This is a genomic window from Roseateles sp. (assembly GCF_036404855.1).
GTDB lineage: Bacteria > Pseudomonadota > Gammaproteobacteria > Burkholderiales > Burkholderiaceae_C > Pelomonas.
Map to the genome: position 1 here is coordinate 1 of NZ_DASWYS010000148.1, position 19,020 is coordinate 19,020.

The 19,020-nt window shown below is 68.8% G+C and carries 17 protein-coding genes and 3 tRNA genes; 7 read left to right on the forward strand and 13 right to left on the reverse strand.

Annotated elements, in window-relative coordinates:
• From VGF12_RS09785 to VGF12_RS09795, 3 genes are all read left to right on the forward strand, one after another.
• On the forward strand, positions 1-452 hold a 452-nt coding region (locus tag VGF12_RS09785), incomplete at its 5' end, for a tRNA-uridine aminocarboxypropyltransferase (protein WP_331175847.1).
• Positions 453-461: 9 nt separating this feature from the next.
• Positions 462-2,552 (forward strand): protein-disulfide reductase DsbD family protein, encoded by a 2,091-nt coding sequence (locus VGF12_RS09790; RefSeq protein WP_331175848.1) that lies wholly within the window; start codon positions 462-464, stop codon positions 2,550-2,552.
• 2 nt (positions 2,553-2,554) lie between these two features.
• Complete coding sequence (locus VGF12_RS09795; RefSeq protein WP_331175849.1) at positions 2,555-3,160, forward strand: redoxin domain-containing protein; 606 nt, start codon at positions 2,555-2,557, stop codon at positions 3,158-3,160.
• A 16-nt stretch (positions 3,161-3,176) separates the two neighbouring features.
• Here VGF12_RS09795 and VGF12_RS09800 read toward each other — a convergent pair whose 3' ends face one another.
• On the reverse strand, positions 3,177-4,088 hold the full coding sequence (locus tag VGF12_RS09800) for a glutaminase (protein ID WP_331175850.1): 912 nt from the start codon (positions 4,086-4,088) through the stop codon (positions 3,177-3,179).
• A 34-nt stretch (positions 4,089-4,122) separates the two neighbouring features.
• Between VGF12_RS09800 and VGF12_RS09805 the strand changes: the two genes are divergently transcribed.
• The 3 genes from VGF12_RS09805 to VGF12_RS09815 all read left to right on the forward strand — a co-directional run bounded on the left by VGF12_RS09805 (position 4,123) and on the right by VGF12_RS09815 (position 8,526).
• Complete coding sequence (locus VGF12_RS09805; protein WP_331175851.1) at positions 4,123-5,031, forward strand: class I SAM-dependent methyltransferase; 909 nt, start codon at positions 4,123-4,125, stop codon at positions 5,029-5,031.
• Positions 5,032-5,331: 300 nt separating this feature from the next.
• The gene (locus tag VGF12_RS09810) at positions 5,332-6,036 is read left to right on the forward strand and encodes a PEP-CTERM sorting domain-containing protein (protein ID WP_331175852.1); all 705 of its coding nucleotides are present in this window, start codon (positions 5,332-5,334) and stop codon (positions 6,034-6,036) included.
• A gap of 99 nt (positions 6,037-6,135) precedes the next feature.
• Entirely contained in the window at positions 6,136-8,526 is a 2,391-nt protein-coding gene (locus tag VGF12_RS09815; protein WP_331175853.1) for a CehA/McbA family metallohydrolase, read from the forward strand.
• Positions 8,527-8,590: 64 nt separating this feature from the next.
• Here VGF12_RS09815 and VGF12_RS09820 read toward each other — a convergent pair whose 3' ends face one another.
• The 11 genes from VGF12_RS09820 to VGF12_RS09870 all read right to left on the reverse strand — a co-directional run bounded on the left by VGF12_RS09820 (position 8,591) and on the right by VGF12_RS09870 (position 17,688).
• Positions 8,591-10,036, reverse strand: a complete 1,446-nt coding sequence (locus VGF12_RS09820) for a serine/threonine-protein kinase (RefSeq protein WP_331175854.1) — start codon at positions 10,034-10,036, stop codon at positions 8,591-8,593.
• A gap of 123 nt (positions 10,037-10,159) precedes the next feature.
• Positions 10,160-11,032, reverse strand: coding sequence for a Tll0287-like domain-containing protein (locus tag VGF12_RS09825; protein ID WP_331175855.1), 873 nt, complete (start codon positions 11,030-11,032; stop codon positions 10,160-10,162).
• A gap of 142 nt (positions 11,033-11,174) precedes the next feature.
• On the reverse strand, positions 11,175-12,392 hold the full coding sequence (locus VGF12_RS09830) for an RtcB family protein (protein WP_331175856.1): 1,218 nt from the start codon (positions 12,390-12,392) through the stop codon (positions 11,175-11,177).
• Between the two features lie 27 nt (positions 12,393-12,419).
• Positions 12,420-13,448 (reverse strand): hypothetical protein, encoded by a 1,029-nt coding sequence (locus tag VGF12_RS09835; protein WP_331175857.1) that lies wholly within the window; start codon positions 13,446-13,448, stop codon positions 12,420-12,422.
• Between the two features lie 46 nt (positions 13,449-13,494).
• Complete coding sequence (locus VGF12_RS09840) at positions 13,495-14,631, reverse strand: slipin family protein (protein ID WP_331175858.1); 1,137 nt, start codon at positions 14,629-14,631, stop codon at positions 13,495-13,497.
• A gap of 237 nt (positions 14,632-14,868) precedes the next feature.
• A tRNA-Thr gene (locus tag VGF12_RS09845) sits at positions 14,869-14,941 on the reverse strand.
• A 175-nt stretch (positions 14,942-15,116) separates the two neighbouring features.
• On the reverse strand, positions 15,117-15,677 hold the full coding sequence (locus VGF12_RS09850; RefSeq protein ID WP_331175859.1) for an HNH endonuclease: 561 nt from the start codon (positions 15,675-15,677) through the stop codon (positions 15,117-15,119).
• Positions 15,678-15,861: 184 nt separating this feature from the next.
• Positions 15,862-16,755 carry a hypothetical protein gene (locus VGF12_RS09855; RefSeq protein WP_331175860.1) on the reverse strand — a complete coding sequence of 298 codons (894 nt, stop codon included), beginning with the start codon at positions 16,753-16,755 and terminating at the stop codon, positions 15,862-15,864.
• Positions 16,756-16,935: 180 nt separating this feature from the next.
• Positions 16,936-17,010, reverse strand: a tRNA-Glu gene (locus VGF12_RS09860).
• 7 nt (positions 17,011-17,017) lie between these two features.
• Positions 17,018-17,095: transfer RNA gene (locus tag VGF12_RS09865), tRNA-Arg, on the reverse strand.
• A 365-nt stretch (positions 17,096-17,460) separates the two neighbouring features.
• Entirely contained in the window at positions 17,461-17,688 is a 228-nt protein-coding gene (locus VGF12_RS09870) for a hypothetical protein (RefSeq protein ID WP_331175861.1), read from the reverse strand.
• Between the two features lie 117 nt (positions 17,689-17,805).
• On the opposite strand from VGF12_RS09870, the gene VGF12_RS09875 reads away from it, so the two are divergent.
• Positions 17,806-18,174 carry a hypothetical protein gene (locus tag VGF12_RS09875; RefSeq protein WP_331175862.1) on the forward strand — a complete coding sequence of 123 codons (369 nt, stop codon included), beginning with the start codon at positions 17,806-17,808 and terminating at the stop codon, positions 18,172-18,174.
• Positions 18,175-18,193: 19 nt separating this feature from the next.
• Here the strand turns inward: VGF12_RS09875 and VGF12_RS09880 are convergent.
• On the reverse strand, positions 18,194-19,020 hold an 827-nt coding region (locus VGF12_RS09880), incomplete at its 5' end, for a beta-ketoacyl-[acyl-carrier-protein] synthase family protein (RefSeq protein ID WP_331175863.1).

Sequence of the window (19,020 nt, forward strand, 5' to 3'; positions counted from 1 at the left end):
ACCCCGCCGAAGCTGGCCATGCGAAGAACACGGCCGCGTTCCTGACCCTGGGCCTGCAGTCCGTGCGCCTGCTGCAGGGCGAGACGTTTGACGACACCCTGGCCGGACCGGGCACGGCCCTGCTCTACCCGGGTGGGGCCGGCGCGGCCGGCGCCGGGCCGGCGGCCGAGGTCGGCCGCCTGATCCTGCTCGACGGCAGCTGGCGCCAGAGCCGCCGCCTGCTGGCCGCCAACCCCTGGCTGTCGGCCCTGCCGCGCCTCGCCCTGCCCGAACGGCCCGGCCGCTACGCGCTGCGGCGCGCCCACCGCCCCGGCCAGCTGTCGACGCTGGAGGCCGGCTTGCATGCGCTGGCCCTGCTGGAGGGGGCGCCGGCGCGCTTCGAGCCCTTGTGGGCAGCCTTCGACGGCTTCGTCCAGGCCGGCCTTTACAGAAGGGAAATCGGTTTAGCCTAGGATTTCGGGATGTATTCGTTCCTGCGATCCGCTTTCCTGGCCCTGCTGGCCATCCCCTTGCTGGCCCAGGCCGCGCCCCCTGAGGCCGCGACCGAACATGTCAAGGCCCGCCTCGTGTCCAGCCAGGCGGCGGTCGCGCCGGGCCAGCGCTTCACGGTGGCGCTGGAGCAGGACATCAAGTCCCACTGGCACACCTACTGGCTCAACCCGGGGGATTCCGGCCAGGCCACCAGCATCGAATGGGCGGGCGCCGAAGCCGGCCCCATCCAGTGGCCGACGCCGTCCATCCAGGCCATCGGCCCCATCGTCAACTACGGCTACGAGGGCCGGCCGGCTCTGCTGGTGGAGCTGACCGTGCCGGCCGACGCCCAGCCCGGCAGCCGTTTCAAGCCGACGGCCGAGGTGCGCTGGCTCGTCTGCAAGGATGTCTGCATCCCCGAGCAGGTCAGCCTGGGCCTGGACCTGCCAGTGGCCGCACAGGCCCAGCCTGGTGCCGACGCCGCGCTTATCGAGGCATGGCGCGCAGCCATCCCCCAGCCCGCCCCCTTCGCCGTGTCGCTCAAGGCCGCACCCCAGGGCGTGCGGCTCAGCGGGCCGACCACCGGCGTCACCAAGGCCTACTTCTTTGCTGACGCCTGGGGCGCCGTCGCCCACAGCGCACCGCAGCCGCTCAAGGCCGAGGCCGGCGGCTGGGTGCTGGACATCCCGGCCGGCGACGAGCCCCTGGCGGCAGGCAAGCCACTGTCCGGCGTCATCGCGTTGACGACGGCCGCGGGCGAGCAGGCCTGGACGATTGCAGCGCCCATGCCCGAGGGGGCCGGCAAGGGCCCCGGCCCCGCCGATCTGGCGACGCCCGCCGTCGACGCCGCCGTACCCGCGCCGGCGTCGGTGAGCGAACTCGGCCTGCTGCCGGCGCTCGCCCTGGCCCTGGTGGGCGGCCTGATCCTGAACCTGATGCCCTGCGTCTTCCCGGTGCTGTCCATCAAGGCGCTGGCCCTGGTGCGCGAGGGCAACCACAAGGCCGAAGGCCTGGCCTACACGGCCGGCGTGCTGGCCAGCTTCCTGCTGCTCGCCGCCGTGCTGATCGCCCTGCGTGCGGGCGGCCAGCAGGTGGGCTGGGGCTTCCAGTTCCATTCGCCGGTGTTCGTGCTGGTGGTGGCCTATCTGCTCTTCCTCGTCGGCCTGAACCTGTCGGGCCTGTTCGAGATCGGCGGCAGCTTCACGGGCATCGGCTCGGGCCTGGCCGCGCGCCAGGGGCTGGCGGGCAGTTTCTTCACCGGCGTGCTGGCCGCGGTGGTTGCCACACCCTGCACGGCGCCCTTCATGGGCGCGGCGCTGGCGTTTGCGCTGTCGCAACCGGCCGCGGTGCTGATGGCGGTCTTCCTGGCGCTGGGGCTGGGCCTGGCGCTGCCCTTCCTGGTGCTGGCCTTCTGGCCCGCGGCACAGCGTTGGCTGCCGCGGCCGGGGGCGTGGATGGACCGCTTCAAGCAGTTCCTCGCCTTCCCGATGTACGCCGCCGTCGTCTGGCTGCTGTGGGTGCTGGCGCAGCAGACCGGCCCGGACGGTGTCGGGCTGGCGCTGGTGGGCCTGGTGGTGATCACCTTCGGCCTGTGGTGGCGGCATGCCAGTGGCGCGAGCGCGGTTGGCACGGTCGCGGCACTGGCCGGCGTGGTGCTGGCGCTGGGCGTGTCGGCATGGATCAAGCCGGTCGGCGCCGACGCCGTGCCCGGCTCGAGCGCCTCGGCCCACGAGCCTTACAGCGCCGAGCGCCTGGCTGAGCTGCGCGGGCAGAACAAGCCGGTGTTCGTCAACATGACCGCCGCCTGGTGCATCTCCTGCCTCGTCAACGAGCGCGTGGCGCTGTCGCGGCCCGAGGTCGGCGAGGCCTTCGCCAAGGCCGGCGTCACCTACCTGAAGGGCGACTGGACCCGCGAGGATCCCAGCATCACCGCCGTCCTCAAGGCCCATGGCCGCTCGGGCGTGCCGCTCTACCTCTACTACGCGCCAGGTGCCACCGAGGCCCAGGTGCTGCCGCAGATCCTCACCCCCGGCCTCGTCGTCGAGGCTGTGACCGCCGCCCCCACCGATTCCAGGAGTTAGCCATGACGTTGCTTCGCCGCTGCCTGCTCGCCGTCCTGATCCTGCCGGCCCTGGCTCATGCCAGCGCCAGCGTGGACGCGCCCGCGCCCGCCTTCACGGCCACCACGGCCGACGGCAAGACCGTCAACCTGGCCGACTACAAGGGCAAGACCGTGGTGCTGGAGTGGACCAACCACGACTGCCCGTACGTCAAGAAGCACTACGGTGCCGGCAACATGCAGAACCAGCAGAAGGCTGCCGCGGCGCAGGGCGTCGTCTGGTTGCAGGTGATCTCCTCTGCGCCGGGCCAGCAGGGCTTCGTCGACGGTGCCGGAGCCCAGAAACTCAACGCCGACCGCGCCGCGGCTCCCGCCGCCACGCTGCTGGACCCCAAGGGCGAGCTCGGCAAGCTCTACGGCGCGCAGACGACGCCCCACATGTACGTCATCAAGGCCGACGGGACGCTGGTCTACAAGGGCGGCATTGACAGCATCGCCACCGCCAAGGCGGAGGACATCGCCAAGGCCGAGCCCTACGTGACCGAGGCGCTGGCCGCGGTCGCCGCGGGCCGCAAGGTCGAGAAGGCGAGCACGCGGCCCTATGGCTGCAGCGTCAAGTACGCGAGCTGACGCCATCCAGCGCCACCTAGAAGACGGACAACCCCGTCTTCTCGACGAACAGCTCCAGCGCACGACGGCCGAGCATGGAGTTGCCCGTGCCGTCCAGCGCGGGTGACCACACGCACAGCGTGAGGTGATCGGGCACGACGGCGACGATGCCGCCGCCCACGCCGCTCTTGCAGGGCAGCCCGATGCGGAAGGCGAATTCGCCGGCCGCGTCGTAGGTGCCGCAGGTCAGCATCAGTGCGTTCACGCGCCGGGTCTGCGCCGCGCTGAGCACGGGCGTGCCCGCCAGCGGATGGCGGCCATCGCGGCACAGGTAGCCGGCCGCACAGGCCACCTGCTCGCAGGTCATCGCCAGGGCGCACTGGTTGAAATAGACGTCCAGCACCGTGGCCACGTCGTTGTCCAGCGTGCCGAAGCCCTTCATGAAATTCGCCAGCGCGGTGTTGCGAAAACCCGTGTCGGCCTCGGACCGCGCGACCTCGGCGTCGATCGGGACGGGCTCGCCGCACAGCCGGCCCAGTAGCGCCAGCAGCTCTGCCTTGGCGTCACCCAGCGATACCAGCCGGTCCGCGACCGCAATGGCGCCGGCATTGATGAAGGGATTGCGCGGGATGCCGCGCTCCGTCTCCAGCTGCACCAGCGAGTTGAATGGGCTTCCCGAGGGCTCGCGCCCGATGCGCTCCCAGAGCTTCTCGCCCAGCGACCGGATCGCCAACGTCAGCGAGAACACCTTGGACATGCTCTGGATGGAGAACGGCGTCGCGCTGTCGCCGGCCGACGCCGTCTCTCCTGAGCAGGTGCGCAGCGCGATGCCGAATTGCAGCGGTGACACCCGCGCCAGCGCCGGGATGTAGCCGGCCACCTTGCCGCCCTGGCCGAGCTGCGGCCGCAGCTCGGCGTTGATGCCGTCGAGGATGCGTTGAAAGTCCATGGCGCGGGATTCTCGGGCTTCAGAATGCCGGCCCATGCAAGCCCTGCTCGATGCCATCGCCTCGGTGGCCTTTCCCTCCGACGCCCAACGCCTCTTCCACGGCCGTGGCGGCCGCCATCCCGGCTGCGAGCATCTCGCGCTGGACGCCTTCCCGCCGGTGCTGCTCCTCACCAGCTTCCAGCCGCTGGCCGACGCGACGCTGGCCGCCATCGGTGCGGCCCTCGCGGCACGCTGGCCCGACACGCCCTGGGTCTTCCAGTGCCGCCAGGAGGGCGGCCGCGTCGAGACCCGGCTGATGGCCGGTGCGGTGCCGGAGCCGCACGTCGTCACCGAGGCCGGCGCGCGCTACCTCGTGCACCTGCTGCGCGGGCAGAACCACGGCCTTTTCCTCGACATGGCCCAAGGCCGGCGCTGGGTTCGCGAGCAGGTGCAGCCGGGCGCCAAGGTGCTCAACCTGTTCGCCTACACCTGCGCCTTCTCGGTGGTGGCGCTGCAGGCCGGCGCGGCTGAAGTGGTCAACGTGGACATGGCGTCGGGCGCGCTGGCGATCGGCCGGACCAACCATGAACTGAACGGCGTGAAGGCCGGAGCCAGGTTCCTCGCTCACGACATCTTCAGCTCCTGGGGCAAGCTCACCCGCGGCGGCCCCTACGACCTCGTCGTCTGCGATCCGCCCAGCTTCCAGAAGGGCAGCTTCGTTGCGACCAAGGACTACGCGCGGCTGGCCCGCCGGCTACCCGCGCTGCTGGCGCCCGGCGGGCAGGCGCTGCTGTGCCTGAACGCGCCGGAGCTGGACGTGGAATTCCTGCGCGATGCCGTGGCGCAGAACGCGCCGGCGCTGGCGTTCGTGGGGCGGGTGGCCAACCCGCCCGCGTTCGAGGACATCTCGCCGGAGCGCGCGCTGAAGGTGCTGGCCTTCCGGCTGCCCGACCCGGCGCCCTGAGGCTCCCGCCGCCCGGCCCCGCCGCGCGAGCCGCGGTCGCCAGGCGTGTCGCCGCCGCAACGCGTGGCGGGTCTTCGTCCCCCGCGATTGCGGGGGGATGCAGCCCCCATTGCCAACGCGAAAGGCGGCGTTCTTCTCAATAGGCATCGGCGTTTCGCCGCCGACGGCTGGTCGTTGCGCGAAGGCTAATTCCCACGGTTTGGTAAAACTTTCCTAATACGTAAAAAAAGCCTCACTACGCTCGCGTCGCGCGTCGGGAGGGTCTCGGCGCATGTTTTTGAACCACCGAACCAGACCGCCATGCAACTCCGCTCCGTCGCCCTTGCCGCCTTCGTCGCTGCCAGCTTCTCCGCCCACGCCGACACCGTCGCGCTGTGGGACTACAGCGCCACGCCCACCTCCACCAAGCACACGCAAAGCGCCAACGGTGCGTCGTTCGCCGTCATCGGCGGCGTCACCACCAGCTTTGCCAGCGGTGTGGCGAACCAGGCCCTCAACACCACCACGTACGCGGCCCAGGGCGCCGGCAACTTGACGCGCGGCGTCGAGTACGACGTCGACACGTCGGGCTATACCAATCTGGTGCTGACGTTCGCCCAGCGCAACAGCGGCACGGCGTCGGCCTGGACCACGCTGCAGTACACCATCGACGGCGGTGAGACCTGGAACTTCGCCACCACCTTCCAGATGCCCGCCGCGTCGTCGGGCAGCTTCCTGTCGGGCATCACCTACGACTTCAGCAACACCCAAGGCGTGAACGACAACCCGCTGTTCGGCGTGCAGCTGCTGGCCAGCTTCGCCCCGGGCACCAGCACCTACGTCGCGACCAGCAACGGCCTGGCGGGGACCTACGGCACGAGCGGCACCATCCGCTACGACAACGTGACGTTCAGCGGCACCGCCATCCCCGAGACCGCGCCCATCCCCGAGCCGCAGACCTATGCGCTGATGCTCGCTGGTCTGGCTGCCGTCGGCCTGCTGGCCCGCCGCCGCCGCGTGGGCTGATCGCCGTCCCGCCACCCATTCCAAACCCAACTTCCCACCTCTCTCGTTGAGGACGTCGTGAACGCTCAATCCCTCTCCCTGCGCCCCCTTGTGGCGTGCATGTTGCCCCTGCTGCTGGTCGCCTGCGGTGGTGCCAACGAACCTGCTGCCACGGTGGTGGCCTCCGCCTCCGACACCATGTCGCGGGCCGCGTCGGTGGACGCCAGCGCCAAGCATCCGGACCACCACGAGTTTGAGGCCGAGCTGCAGGTGCCCTTCGTCAGCACCGTCGCCAGCGGTGCGCGCCGCTTCAGCGTGGCGATGAACTACCTGGGTGCGCCGGAGGGTGAGCAGTTCGCGTACCGGCTGGAACTGGTGGCGGCCGATGGCCGTGTCGTGCAGATCTACAGTGGCATCGCACGCTACGCCGGCAAGCCGGTGCTGCTGGACTTCGACTGGGCCGGCCGCGGCGAGAAGTCGTCGCTGGCCGACGGCGTCTACGAAGCTCGGCTGACGGCATTCGCCGTCGCTGCCGACGTGGTCGCCCAGGGTGACACCGACGACGCGCGCGTGCAGTCGCTGATGCATGCGGACGAGCACGGCCACGAGCCGCACACCGAGTCCTTCAAGTTCGTGCTCGGCGCTGCGCCCGTCGCCAAGATGCCGGTCTACCGCGCCATGGCCCTGGGCAGCCAGCTCGGGGAGGGTGAGGCCCCGCGCGCCAAGGCCCTGGCGGCCTCGGCCATCGCGAGCTGGCCCTACACCGTGTACTACGGCTCGCTGCATGGCCAGACCAACGATTCCGACGGCGGTGGCGACGTGGCCACCTGCAACTCCTCGCAGGCGGCGCAGAGCGGCAAGTTCGGCCCTGATGCGGCCTTCCCCTACGCCAAGGGCCGGGGCCTGGACTTCTTTGCCAACACCGACCACAACCACTACTTCGACGGCAGCTCGGGCCTGGGCAGCATCTCGGCCGCGACGGCCAAGAGCCGCTACATGGCCGGCGTGACCATCGCCACCAACTACACGGCGGCCAACGCCGGCTTCCTTGCCATGTACGGCATGGAATGGGGTGTCATCAGCGGCGGCGGCCACCTGAACATCTTCAACAGCGACGAGCTGTACTCCTGGGAGTACGACCCCAGCAACCAGCTCTATGGCCACCGCTTCATCGCCAAGAACGACTACGCGACGCTGTACTCGGTGATGCGTGCGGCCGGCCAGGTCGGCCAATTCAACCATCCCGACACCTCGGGCCAGTTCATCATCAACGGCACCGACTTCGGCTACAACGCCGACGGCGACGAGGTCATGGTGCTGGCCGAGATCTCCAACACCAGCGCCTTCTCCAACAAGACCGACGAGTCCCAGCAGCCGGGCTCGGGCTACGAGAGCGCCTTCCGCAAGATCCTGGAGCGCGGCTTCCACGTGGCGCCCGCCACCAACCAGGACAACCATTGCGCGAACTGGGGTGCGTCGTACACCAACCGCACGGCCGTCCTGATCCCCAACGGTACTGCGCTGTCCAAGGCCAGCTTCGTCGACGCGCTGCGCGCCCGACGCGTGTTCGCCACGCATGACAAGAACTCGCAGGTGGTCTTCAGCGCCAACGGCGCCATCATGGGCTCGCGCATCAACAACACCGGCGTGCTGAACCTGAACGTGGGCTTCGCCAACACGGCCGGCAAGACCGTGTCGCTGGTGGAGATCTGGCAGGGCGTGCCGGGGCGCAACGGCACCATGACCGTGCTGTCCAACAGCGCCACCTACAGCCACACCCCCACCAACGGCGCGCACGTCTACTACGCCAAGCTGACGCAGAGCGACGGCAAGATCCTGTGGTCCGCGCCCATCTGGGTGAACCAGGGCGTGGTGGACAACGGCGACACCACGCCGCCCACCGTCAGTGCCAGCCAGACCGGCAACAGCGGCACCATCACGCTGTCGGCCACGGCGAGCGACAACGTCGGCGTGACCAAGGTCGAGTTCTGGGTGGACGGCGCGCTCAAGGGCACGGCCACCGCGGCGCCCTACAGCATGACGCTGGACTCGCGCAGCCTGCCCAACGGCACGCACAGCCTGGTCGCCAAGGCCTTTGACGCCGCCGGCAACAGCGCCTCCTCGACGCCGGTCAGCTTCGACATCCTGAACGCCGGTGCGTCCGGCAGCGAGACGGAGCCCAACAACACCATCGCGACCGCGAATGCCCTGGGCACCGCGACGACGGTCACCGGCTTCATCAGCAGCGCCAGCGACAAGGACTACTTCAAGGTCGACCTTCCGGCCGGCAAGAAGATCCGTGTCGACATGAGCGGCCCCAGCGGCCTGGACTACGACCTCTACCTGGTCACGTCCACCGGCGCCGGCCTCGCGTCCTCCGAAGGCAGCACGGCCTCGGAGTCGCTGACCTACACCAACGGCACCACGGCCCGGACGGTCTATATCAAGGTGCAGGGCTATGGGGGCTTCAGCGCGGCGACGGGCTACACGCTGACGATCAGCTATCCCTGAGCCACGGCAATGTGAGTGACCGAAGGGGCACACGATGCCCCTTTTCCATTGGGCCCCCGGGGTCTCAGGGAAGCTTGCCCAGCTCCGCCAGCAGCCGGGCGCGTGCCGCCGGATCGCTGACCGACTCCGCCAGCCGGTTGAAGAACACGGCGCGGCCGTCAGCGCCGGTCGCGGCGCGCTTGACCAGCACCTTCGCGATGGGCCCGACATGCTGGGCCAGCAGCGCCTGAGCCTTGTCGAGGACCGCGTCGGTCAGCGGTCCGCCCATCAGCATGCTGCCGGCCGGACCGGCCGTGGACCCTCTGGACCCGCCGGAGGAGGGTGAGCCGGCCGTGCGGTGTGCGCCGCCCGTGACGAGGCTGGCCTGGCCCAGGAAGGCGTCGCGGGCGCGCGGGTCGGTGACCTGCTCGGCAAGCCGGCTGTAGAGCTCGCTCAGGTCGTTGCATTCCCGGGCGGCGCGACGCACCAGGATGCTGGCCAGAGGGCCGACATGGCGGGCGAGAGACTGCTCGGCCTGGGTCAGCAAGGCCTGGTCCCAATGCGTGGGTGGCGGCGTGCCGCTTGAGGCGCCAGCCGAACCCGTGGACGGCGGGGAGAAGGTGGGCGGCGACTGCGGTGGCCGGGCCGGACGCGGCGGGGCCATCATGACGGTCTTCTCCCAGCTGCTGTCGTCGATGCGCTGGCCCACGCCGGCGATCAGGGCCTGCTTGAAGTCCTCCGTGCTCGCGAAGCGATCGTCGGGACGCTTGGCGAGGGCCCGGGCAATGATGGCGTCGAACCAGCCGGGGCGCTCGGCGCCCTCGATGGTCGATGGCGGCTGGGGCATCTCGTTGACGACCTTGTACATCAGCGCTTCCGTCGTGCCCGCGAAGGGCGCCCGGCCGGTGAGCAACTGGTAGAGCACGACGCCGGCGCCATAGATGTCAACGCGCCGGTCCATGGGTCGGCCCAGGAACTGCTCGGGGGCCATGTGGCTGGGCGTGCCGACCATGTAGTGGGTCTGCGTGAGACTGGTGCTCTCGATGCGGGCGATGCCGAAGTCGGCCACCTTGAGCCGCCCGGCGCTCGCCATGAGGATATTGGCCGGCTTGACGTCGCGATGCCAGACGCCCTTTTCGTGAGCATGTCCCAGCGCATCGAGCAACTGGCTCATGATGCCGGGGATGTCGGTGTCGGTGAAGCGCACCTTGGCGCTCAGATAGCTGGCCAGCGAGCGGCCCTCGACGAACTCCATCGCGATGTAGGCGATCTGCTTGTCGCGGCCGAACTCGTAGACGGCGACGATGCCCGGGTGACCGAGCCGCCCGGCGGCCTGGGCCTCGTTGCGAAAGCGCGAGGCTGGCGCGCCCGGGCTGCCGTCGTCTTCCAGCCCCGCGCGTATCGTCTTGAGCGCAACGGTGCGCTGGATGTCGGGGTCGAAGCCCTTGTAAACGACGCCCATCGCACCTTCACCGAGGACTTCGGTGACGCGGTACTTGCCGAGTGTCTTGGGATGATTCGGGGCGGTCATGCCGTTTCAGCGCGCGCGTCGCGTCGGGTGATGCGAGCCAGGGTGCATGTGCTGGCGGTGGCCGGGCGCAGGGCAAAAGGCCGCTGGCTCGGGCACCGCGACGCCGGCACGGGGTGGGACGGTCTATGCATCGAGAAGCTTCATGGCCTGCACCACGCTGGCACGCATGCGGGAGAACGAGTCGGACAGCGTGGCGATCTCGTCCTTGCCGCGGGTCCTGAACTCGGGCGCATCCAGATCGCCCTGGCTGACGCGGTCAGCGAGGGCCGAGAGCTGGGTGACAGGGCGCACGACCAACATCCAGACCATCAGGTTCAGCACGATGCCCACGGCCACGAACACGCCGACCAGCGACGTGATGAAGACCTTGAAGGTCTGGTCGGCACGCTGCAGCGGCACGCCGAGGGGCACCGACACGACCTGGGCGCCGATGACCTCGTTGAGGTTCCAGCCAAAGCCGTTGGCCGGGCCGTACTTGGCCACCATGGTGGCGGGCGCCGCTTCCACGCTGCTGTGGCAGGCCAGGCAGGCGGGGTCGGTGATGCGCAACGGGCGGGCGATGTACAGCGATGGGCCGGCAGGGGTGTCGCGAGTGCCGACGGTTTCCTTCAGGTCGGCAGAGGAGCGGAACTGGCCGACGATGTCCACTTCCCAGCTCGTCGCGCGGTCGCGGGGGTTGGTGGGGTTCAGCGTCGCCTCCTTGTAGGCGAACTCGGGATGGTTGGCCAGCAGCGTGCCCAGCACCTCGGTGGCCGAATAGCTGGGCACCGTCTGCGGCAGGAACTCGGTGGCCATCTGCGAGACCAGCAGCGGCTTGATCTGCGTGTTGGTGTAGTTGCGAACGGCCAGCGCCTTCTCCATCAGCATGCGGGCGCTCTCGATGACCTCCTGCTGGGCGTTGTTCTGCAGCAGGTTGCGCGCGATGTAGCCGCTCAGGGCGATGCCCAGGCCCATCACGACCAGGTAGACGAGATTGAATTTGGCGAGCAGTTTCATGGAGCCTCTCCCAGAGGTCGGCAATGGTAGTGCGCCGACAAGGCCGGGGGGCGGCGCGGCGGCTTGCGTGTGGCATCCGGTGCGCACCGCACCAGGAAAAAAGGGCGCCCGACCGGAGTCGGGCGCCCTGAAGCGCGCAGGATCAGCCTTTGACGCACACCACCTGCTTGAGTGTGTGCACCACATCCACCAGCTCGCGCTGCGCGGCCATGACGGCGTCGATGTCCTTGTAGGCCGCGGGCGTCTCGTCGATGACGTCCTTGTCCTTGCGGCATTCGACGCCTTCGGTTGCGGCGCGGTGGTCGGCCAGCGTGAACTGGCGCTTGGCGTCGCCGCGGCTCATCACGCGGCCGGCGCCATGGGAGCAGCTTTCGAAGCTCTGCGCATTGCCCTTGCCGCGCACGATGTAGCTGCGCGCGCCCATGCTGCCGGGGATGATGCCCAGCTGACCCTGCTTGGCGCTCACGGCGCCCTTGCGGGTCAGCCAGACCGCCTGGCCGAAGTGCGTTTCCTTCTGCACATAGTTGTGGTGGCAGTTCACCGCCTCGATATGGCTCTGGAAGTTCTTGCGGATGACCGTCTTCGCGGCCTCGATAACGCGCTTCATCATCAGCTCGCGGTTCAGCGCGGCGAACTTCTGTGCCCAGCTGACCGAACGCACGTAGTCGCCGAAGTAGCGGCTGCCTTCCTCGAAGTAGGCCAGGTCGCGGTCCGGCAGATTCGCCTGATGGCGCATCGCGTCCTGCTTGGCCAGCTCGATGAACATAGTGCCGATGAAGTTGCCCACGCCGCGCGAGCCCGAGTGCAGCATGAACCACACGGCGCCGGCTTCATCCAGGCAGACTTCGATGAAGTGATTGCCGGTGCCCAGCGTGCCCAGGTGCTGGATGTGGTTGGTCTTGGCCAGCTTGGGGTAGTCACGGCAGAGTTCCGTGAACTCGGGCTCCAGCTGCGCCCAGGCGGTGTTGACCGAGCCGGGCGGCTTTTGCCAGGCGCCCGGGTCGCGGTTGCCTGGCTGGCGGCCGTGCGGCACGGCGCGCTCGATGGCCGCGCGCAGCGGGCCGAGGTTGTCGGGCAGGTCTTCGGCCGTCAGCGTGGTCTTGCAGGCCATCATGCCGCAGCCGATGTCCACGCCGACGGCGGCCGGGATGATGGCCTTGACGGTGGGGATGACCGAGCCGACGGTCGCGCCGATGCCGTAGTGCACGTCCGGCATCGCGGCGATGTGCTTGAAGACGATGGGCAGGCGGGCCGCGTTCATGAGCTGGCGCTTGGCCGACTCTTCGACGGGCACGCCCTGCGTCCACATCTTCAGCGGGACGCCGCCGGGGACGTCCTCGTGGAGGTGTTGGGGTTCCATTGATTTCTCCATCGCGACGGGCGGGCATCAAGCCACATGGAGGGCACCGCGCCGGATGCGCCTGCCCACACGCTCGATGCGGCGCCAGCCGCTGTTGTCGTTCAAGGTGATCCAGCGCCTTTCCTCGGCGCGGTAGAACCAGTCCTTGTCCTGTTGGTAATAGACCTGGGCGCCTGCGGCTTCCCAGATGTTGCAGATCTCGTTGCTGTGCGCGTGCACCTCGTCGAAGTCCGTCGTCGCCTTCTGGCCCATCTCGCTGTAGCAGGCGTTGAGCTGCAGCAACAGGGCGTTCACGTCGGCCGGCATGCGCTCGGCGCGCAGGCCGATCTTGACTGCCTCGTCCAGCAGGATGGGATAGCTGTGGGACGGGTAGTTGCCGTTCAGCGCCGTCGAGATGGCCTCGGCCTTCGCCGCGTCGTCGATGTGATACGCGAGCAGCTCGCGGCACAGCATCAGGGACAGTGACTCGGCACGGTCCACCGCGCCGATGACGAGCGGGTGCACGTACTGGAACAGCGACTTGTAGGCGTTTTCGGGCGTTGCCTGTTCGGCGCCCTGCTCGTCGCGCCACAGGCGGATGACGCGCTGCAGCTCGTTCTGGCTGACGCTGACGCGGTCATTGTCGCGGTCCACGGGCGAGAGCGCATGGTTGAGGGAGGTGTCTACGGCGGTCAGGTAGGCCGTCGGACCCATCTGGATGCCATCGCAGCCCAGGGCCACCATGGTGGCGGCCGAGGCGCACTCCAGCGGCACCAGCGCAATCAAGTGGCGGCAGTGCTGGCGCAACAGATTGACGAGGCGCAGCGACGTCTGGCCGCTGCCGCCATCCGACTTCAGGAAGACGTAGATGGTGTCTTGCTGGCCGAGGCGCTCGAGCACGTGATACAGCGCGACGACGTCGTTGGAGCAGACCGAGCCGCGCGGGCCGTTCCAGTAGCTCACGAGCGGGCCGCCCAGCATGAGGGCCAGGCGCTGGATGAGCGACTGGGTCTGGCTGAACAGCACGGGAGGTTGTTTCACCGGTACCTCCAAGGCCGGCAGGGTTTCGTTCTTCATGATGTTTGAATGGGTGAGGCCCCGCCGGTCATCCGGCGGGGAGGTGTCAACGCAGCTTCACCAGCCCGTTGAGTACCTGGTCCAGACCTCCGAACACGGAGATCTTGTCGATGCGCTCGGCCACACGCTCCAGCGTTTCGAGCTCTTTCAGCCGCAGGGCGACGGGGTTGTCCTCCATCACCTTGGCCGTATTGAGCAGGGCACGCGTCGCGGCGGTTTCCTCGCGGCGGCGGATCACGTTGGCCTCTGCGGCCTTGCCGGCCTCCACCACCTGGGCGAGGATGGTCTTCATCTCGCCCGGCAGCACGATGTCCTTCACGCCCACGCCGTCGAGCTGCAGGCCGTAGCCCGCCAGCTTTGCGGTGACCTGGGCGGTCACGACCTCATCGATGACCGACTTGTTCTCCAGCAGCTCGTCGAGCGTGCGGGTGCCCACAGCCGCACGGAGCCCGAACTGCAGCTCACGGTAGAGGTGGTCCGCCGGCTTGGGCAGCGCCTGGAAAGCCCGCAGCACGTCGGTGTAGCGCCAGTTCGCCGAAAGGTTAAGCCGCAGTGCGACCTTGTCGCGGGTCAGGATCTCCTGGCCCGTCACCTCCAACGCCTGCAGTCGCAGGTCCACCAGCTCCACGGCCACGGTGCGGCCGAACTTCCAGAACGCGTGCGCGCCCGACTCCAGCAGCCGATCGACCTTGCCGTCCACGCGCAGCAGGCCGGCGCCGTACTCGGGCACCTCCACCTGCAGCACGCCGGCCAGGCCGGTCACCGTGCGCGGCCGCAGTTGCGGCTGCGCCAGGCGCTCGGCCACGGCGGTCGGCAGCACGGCCGACGCGCGGATGTCGATCACCTCGACCCGCACGTCCACGTGGCCGCGCCAGTACAGGCGCCGCGTGCCCGGCGGCAGCAGCTCGACCAACACGCCGTTCTCGGTGCGCAGGCCGGCCTCGTGCTCGCTGAGCTCGACGCGCGTGAACTCCGCCTCCACCACCGCAGGCTCCTTGGCCATCAGGTAGTCGGTCAGCGGGTGCACGAAGGCCGGCTGGTCCAGCGAGAAGAGCTCGACCTTCAGCTCGTCCAGGGCAGCGAGCAGCCAGTGCGTGCCGGGTTGCAGCACGCGCTCGAAATCGCCATTGCGCAGCAGCAGGCCGCGCTCGTTCTTCTTCACAGTCACACGCTTGATCGTCATGGTGTTCTCCTTGTGGTGACGCGTGTTGATGGATGGGTGCCGTTACAGGGGCCCGTGCGGACGCCGGATGCCAGGGCCTGGAGCCATGGGGCGCGTCGAACACCCCCTCCCTGAAGATGCTCTCGGCTGACCATGGATGCGAAGCCCCGCTTGCCCGGCGCGCGAGCGCGGGCCGCTGATGCGCGGTCCGGCCGAAGCCGGGGCGCACGTTCGGCGGGTGGTCTTGCGACCGGTTTTGACTTGGAGTGGGAGTCGAACCCACGACCCACGATTTACAAGATCGTTGCTCTACCGTTTGAGCTATCCAAATGGCAGGAATGAAGGGACTCGAACCCAACCCTTGCGGGACGCCTTGTCATTCCTAGATCAGCCGATTGCGGCAGGGCGGCATACGCCATGGCGACAGGCGGACCTGGCCATGGCGCACCGGCGAGGTGTGGGAACCTCGGCCTGTCAGCCCTTTCCTCGGCAGATTCGTCGGCGCCTCAGCTGAGGCGCGATCCTTTCGGCAGGCGTGCTGCCAGCCAGTCGTGCACGTCGGCGCGGATGTGCCGGCCCTTGAGGATGAAGTCCTCGAACCGGCTCGGCACGAAGGGCGCGAACAGCAGCGGCATGCGGGCCTCGTCCGGCGTGCGGTCGGCCTTGCGTGAATTGCAGGCGCGGCAGGCCGCGACCGTGTTCATCCAGGTCAAGCGCCCGCCGCGGCTGGCCGGCACGATGTGGTCCACCGTCAGCAGGCGAGCGTCGAGATGCTCGCTGCAGTAGGCGCAGGTGTTGCGATCGCGCTTGATGACCTTGCCCTTGCTGTAGGCCGGCGCAATGTCGAAGAGGTTGAGCCTCGACGAGCCACGCAGCGCCACGATGGGCGGCACCTCCAGCACCGACTGGCGGCCGCTGGCGATGTTGATGCCGCCGCGCAGCACGGCCAGCGGGCGCTCGCCGGCCGACCACACGATGGCGTCGGTGGCGACGAGCGTGGCGGCCTGCTCCACCGAGATCCAGGCCTGCGGGAGGCCGGTGATGTCCAACTGCAGAACGTCGTGCATGCTGACCTCCTTTCTGTCTGGCACGAACACAGGCGCGGCGATCGGCATGGGTGTCGATCGCGGGCTACGCCATGGAGAAGCGCCGCTGCGCAGGCAGCGGCGCCTGATAGGGTGTCCCCGGGGCGCTGTGGCGAGCCGCGGCCGGGCTTCCTGGCCGGAAGTTCTTGGCCACGCAGGGCGCGGTTCAGCGAGGTGCGCTGGCGGCGGGATCCACCGCCTTGGGCTGAGTGACGTAGACGCTGGACTTGCCGCGCACCGAGGTGTAGGCCGATCGCTCGGCCAGGGCCAGCAGCTTGCCTGTCATGACCCGCAGCGGGATCTGGTCGGCGACGTCGATGGCCGTGGCCCTCGGGTCTGCGTACTTCACGTTGTCGAGTTGCCGCTTGCGGCCCAGCACTTCCAGGGTGCGCGCATCCAGCGTGATGCGCTGGAAATACATGTAGGCCGCGATGTAGGTCGACGACCGACCGGTCTCGCCCGTGTTGGGGTCGACGGTCTTGTAGTCGGAGTCGTTGGCAGCGGCGGGCTCGGACGTCACGGCACTGATGGCACCGGTGTCGTCCCACTCCACGGCGACATCGCCCTTGGAGAGAGGCTGCACATAGAAGCCTACGCCCGAGAGCTTGCGGCCCATGCCCCCAACGCTCTCGAAGAAATAGCTGGGCAGGATCACCTCGATGCGGTCCCAGCCGGCGCGGGCCGGCTGGGCCTTCAGATGTTCCTTGAGCGCCGCCAGGGTCAGCGTCTCGCGTTCCTTGCCCTGCGCGCTGGCAAGCTGGCGCTGGACTTCGGGGGGCGCCGTCCATGCCAACAGCACGCGCTGCGCCTGGGGTTCTTCCTCTTCGATCGCTTGATCCAGCCCTTTCAGGACGGCCATGTTCAAGGCCTGGCCGTTGATCGAGAAGCTCTTGCGGATGAAAGGCTCGCGGTGGCTGCCCGTGCGCTCGCGCTGGCGGACGACATCCACCTGATCCCCGACGGCCGCGAGCAGCGCAACCGTGGGCGCCTTCGCCGGAGGTTGCGCCCAGGCGCCGAGGCTGAAGAATGCTGCGGCAAAGATGCTGGCCAGGTGCTTCAAGATCGAACCTTTCAAAGGGAGCACGAGTCACCGTTACCGGATGATTATGGGGCGCCGGCTCGGCGTTGCCGAGCCGGCAGCAGTGAAGGTTGTCGGTGACGGGTTCCGACGCCGCCCAATCGTTGCGGCCGGTTTGCGCCTCTCGAGGCGTGAGTTCGCCAAGAGGCTTCAGGTCAGCGGTGGTACCCCGTGCGGGAGTTGAACCCGCCTCTTCGGCTTGAACGGCCGAGGACCTCACCGGTAGTCCAGCGGGGCGTTGTGGTGGTGCCTCATGAACGATTCGAACGTTCGTCCTCCGGCTTCGTAGACCGGCGCTCTGACTCCACTGAGCTAACGAGGCTTGAAGAAATCCATCTCGGCTGTGTCCACACGCGACGCGGCCGGCCTGCGCAAGCCGGAGATGCGTCGCTGCACGCGACAGGCGGCCGCCCGAGCGCACATGCACACCGAACCGGCCGGTGCTTGTGCGTGGGCACACCCGAGATGGGGCAGGCCGCCGGGCGAACCCGGCGCCTGCCTTGATGTGAGTGCGTCGCCGGTGTTGGCCGGCACCGCACCCGGTGCGAGTTGTTAAAGAGCGTGCCGGGCGCCAGGCACCACGGCAGTCCGAAGATCGGACGCCGCCGGGCATTCCCGGCGGTGGAAAAAGCAAAAGGCCCGGTTCCTTGCGGAGACCGGGCCTCGAATGAGCATGGAAGGGCGGCGTCAGCCGGGTCCTTCACCCGATAGGTTGTTGTCATCACTCTCACGACCGAAGTCATGGGCATAGGCGACCGGCGCGAACGAGTCCGCCAGCTTTGATCCCCGGCCCTGCGCCATCGGCACGGCATCGCATCGGCTCAAGGAGCCGGTGTGGGCGATGGCGGTGACGAGATGGCGAAGCATGGCGGGCTCGAAGTCGTTGGGTCGCTGGTTCAGGGTGGAAAGGCTCAAGTGCTTTGAGCGAATCCATGCATTGTTAAGAATGTTCACGCGACTCGTCAAGCGTCGAGCACCACCTAGAATGCATGTGAAGTGTTTTCACAACACTGTGCGCCGCCATTCCTTCCCATGTCCAGTCCCGCCACCATCCGCCGGCTCAACGTCATCGCGTTGTTCCAGTCCTTCGCCGAAGAGCGCATCACGGCGGGCGATCCGCCCAAGGGACTGGAGGCTGCATGGGCCGCGCGCATCGGCGTCAGCGGCGCGACCTGGTCGATGGCCAAGAGCGGCGCACGCCCCCTGGGCGACCGGCTGGCTCGGCAGATCGAGCACCTCTGCGGCAAGGAGGCCGGCTGGCTCGACGAAGCCCGGGAGCCCGCGGGCCTGACGCCGGCGGAGCAGCAGTTCCTGGCGCTCGCGCTGAAGACCTACCGTGGCACCAACAGTGACGGTCGCAAGAAGCTCAGGCAGTGGCTGAAGGAGTTCGGCGCGGCCTGAGGCCTGCCGGCCGCGTCCCTCAGTCCGCTGTGGTGACGATCAACGCGACGTTGCTGCCACCGAAGGCGAAGGAGTTGGACATCGCCGCCCGCAGCGGCGTGGCACGTGCCTCGCCGATGATGATGTCGGCCTGATCGGACAGTGCGCTGGTGCGTACATGCGCGCTAGGCGGCAGCGCCTGGCGGCGCAGCGCCTGCACCGTGGCCACCAGCTCCAGCGCGCCGCCGGCACCGATCAGGTGGCCGTGCAGCGCCTTGGTGGCGGACACCGGAACGGCGCGCCGGCCGAACACGGTCGCCACGGACTCCGCCTCGACGGCATCGCCGACCTCGGTGGCCGTGCCATGGGCGTTGATGTAGCCGATCTCCGCCGACGCGAGGTCGGCGTCGCGCAACGCGGCGCCCATCGCGCGCGCCTGCCCGGCGGCGTCGGGCCGCGACAAGTGCACTGCGTCGACGCTGTGCCCGTAACCGGCCAGTACGGCCAGCGGCGTGGCGCCACGGGCGCGGGCGTGGGCCTCGGTCTCAAGGACGAGGGCCGCGGCACCCTCGCCCAGCACCAGGCCCTTGCGCGCATCGTCGAAGGGGCGGCAGCTCTGCGCGGGCTGGTCGCTGTCCAGCGGTGCCATGACGCCCATGGCCTGCCAGCCGAGGGCGCTGCCGATGTGCAGCATGGCCTCCGAACCGCCCACCAGTGCAACGTCGGCGCGGCCATTGCGCAGCAGCCACAGCGCCTCGCCGATGGCCTGGGCCGACGACGCGCAGGCATTGGAGACCGCGAGCTGGGCCGCGCGCAGCTGGTGGCGCATCGCGAGGTGGGACGCGGCCGAGTTCGCCATCACCCGCA

Excerpts from the sequence above, each read along its gene's own strand:
- VGF12_RS09805 (WP_331175851.1), top strand. The coding sequence starts at position 4,123 with ATGCAAGCCCTGCTCGATGCCATCGCCTCGGTGGCCTTTCCCTCCGAC.
- VGF12_RS09810 (WP_331175852.1), top strand. The coding sequence starts at position 5,332 with ATGCAACTCCGCTCCGTCGCCCTTGCCGCCTTCGTCGCTGCCAGCTTC.
- VGF12_RS09795 (WP_331175849.1), top strand. The coding sequence starts at position 2,555 with ATGACGTTGCTTCGCCGCTGCCTGCTCGCCGTCCTGATCCTGCCGGCC.
- VGF12_RS09850 (WP_331175859.1), bottom strand. The coding sequence starts at position 15,677 with ATGCACGACGTTCTGCAGTTGGACATCACCGGCCTCCCGCAGGCCTGG.
- VGF12_RS09820 (WP_331175854.1), bottom strand. The coding sequence starts at position 10,036 with ATGACCGCCCCGAATCATCCCAAGACACTCGGCAAGTACCGCGTCACC.
- VGF12_RS09790 (WP_331175848.1), top strand. The coding sequence starts at position 462 with ATGTATTCGTTCCTGCGATCCGCTTTCCTGGCCCTGCTGGCCATCCCC.
- VGF12_RS09840 (WP_331175858.1), bottom strand. The coding sequence starts at position 14,631 with ATGACGATCAAGCGTGTGACTGTGAAGAAGAACGAGCGCGGCCTGCTG.
- VGF12_RS09800 (WP_331175850.1), bottom strand. The coding sequence starts at position 4,088 with ATGGACTTTCAACGCATCCTCGACGGCATCAACGCCGAGCTGCGGCCG.
- VGF12_RS09835 (WP_331175857.1), bottom strand. The coding sequence starts at position 13,448 with ATGAAGAACGAAACCCTGCCGGCCTTGGAGGTACCGGTGAAACAACCT.
- VGF12_RS09825 (WP_331175855.1), bottom strand. The coding sequence starts at position 11,032 with ATGAAACTGCTCGCCAAATTCAATCTCGTCTACCTGGTCGTGATGGGC.
- VGF12_RS09830 (WP_331175856.1), bottom strand. The coding sequence starts at position 12,392 with ATGGAACCCCAACACCTCCACGAGGACGTCCCCGGCGGCGTCCCGCTG.
- VGF12_RS09875 (WP_331175862.1), top strand. The coding sequence starts at position 17,806 with ATGTCCAGTCCCGCCACCATCCGCCGGCTCAACGTCATCGCGTTGTTC.
- VGF12_RS09815 (WP_331175853.1), top strand. The coding sequence starts at position 6,136 with ATGTTGCCCCTGCTGCTGGTCGCCTGCGGTGGTGCCAACGAACCTGCT.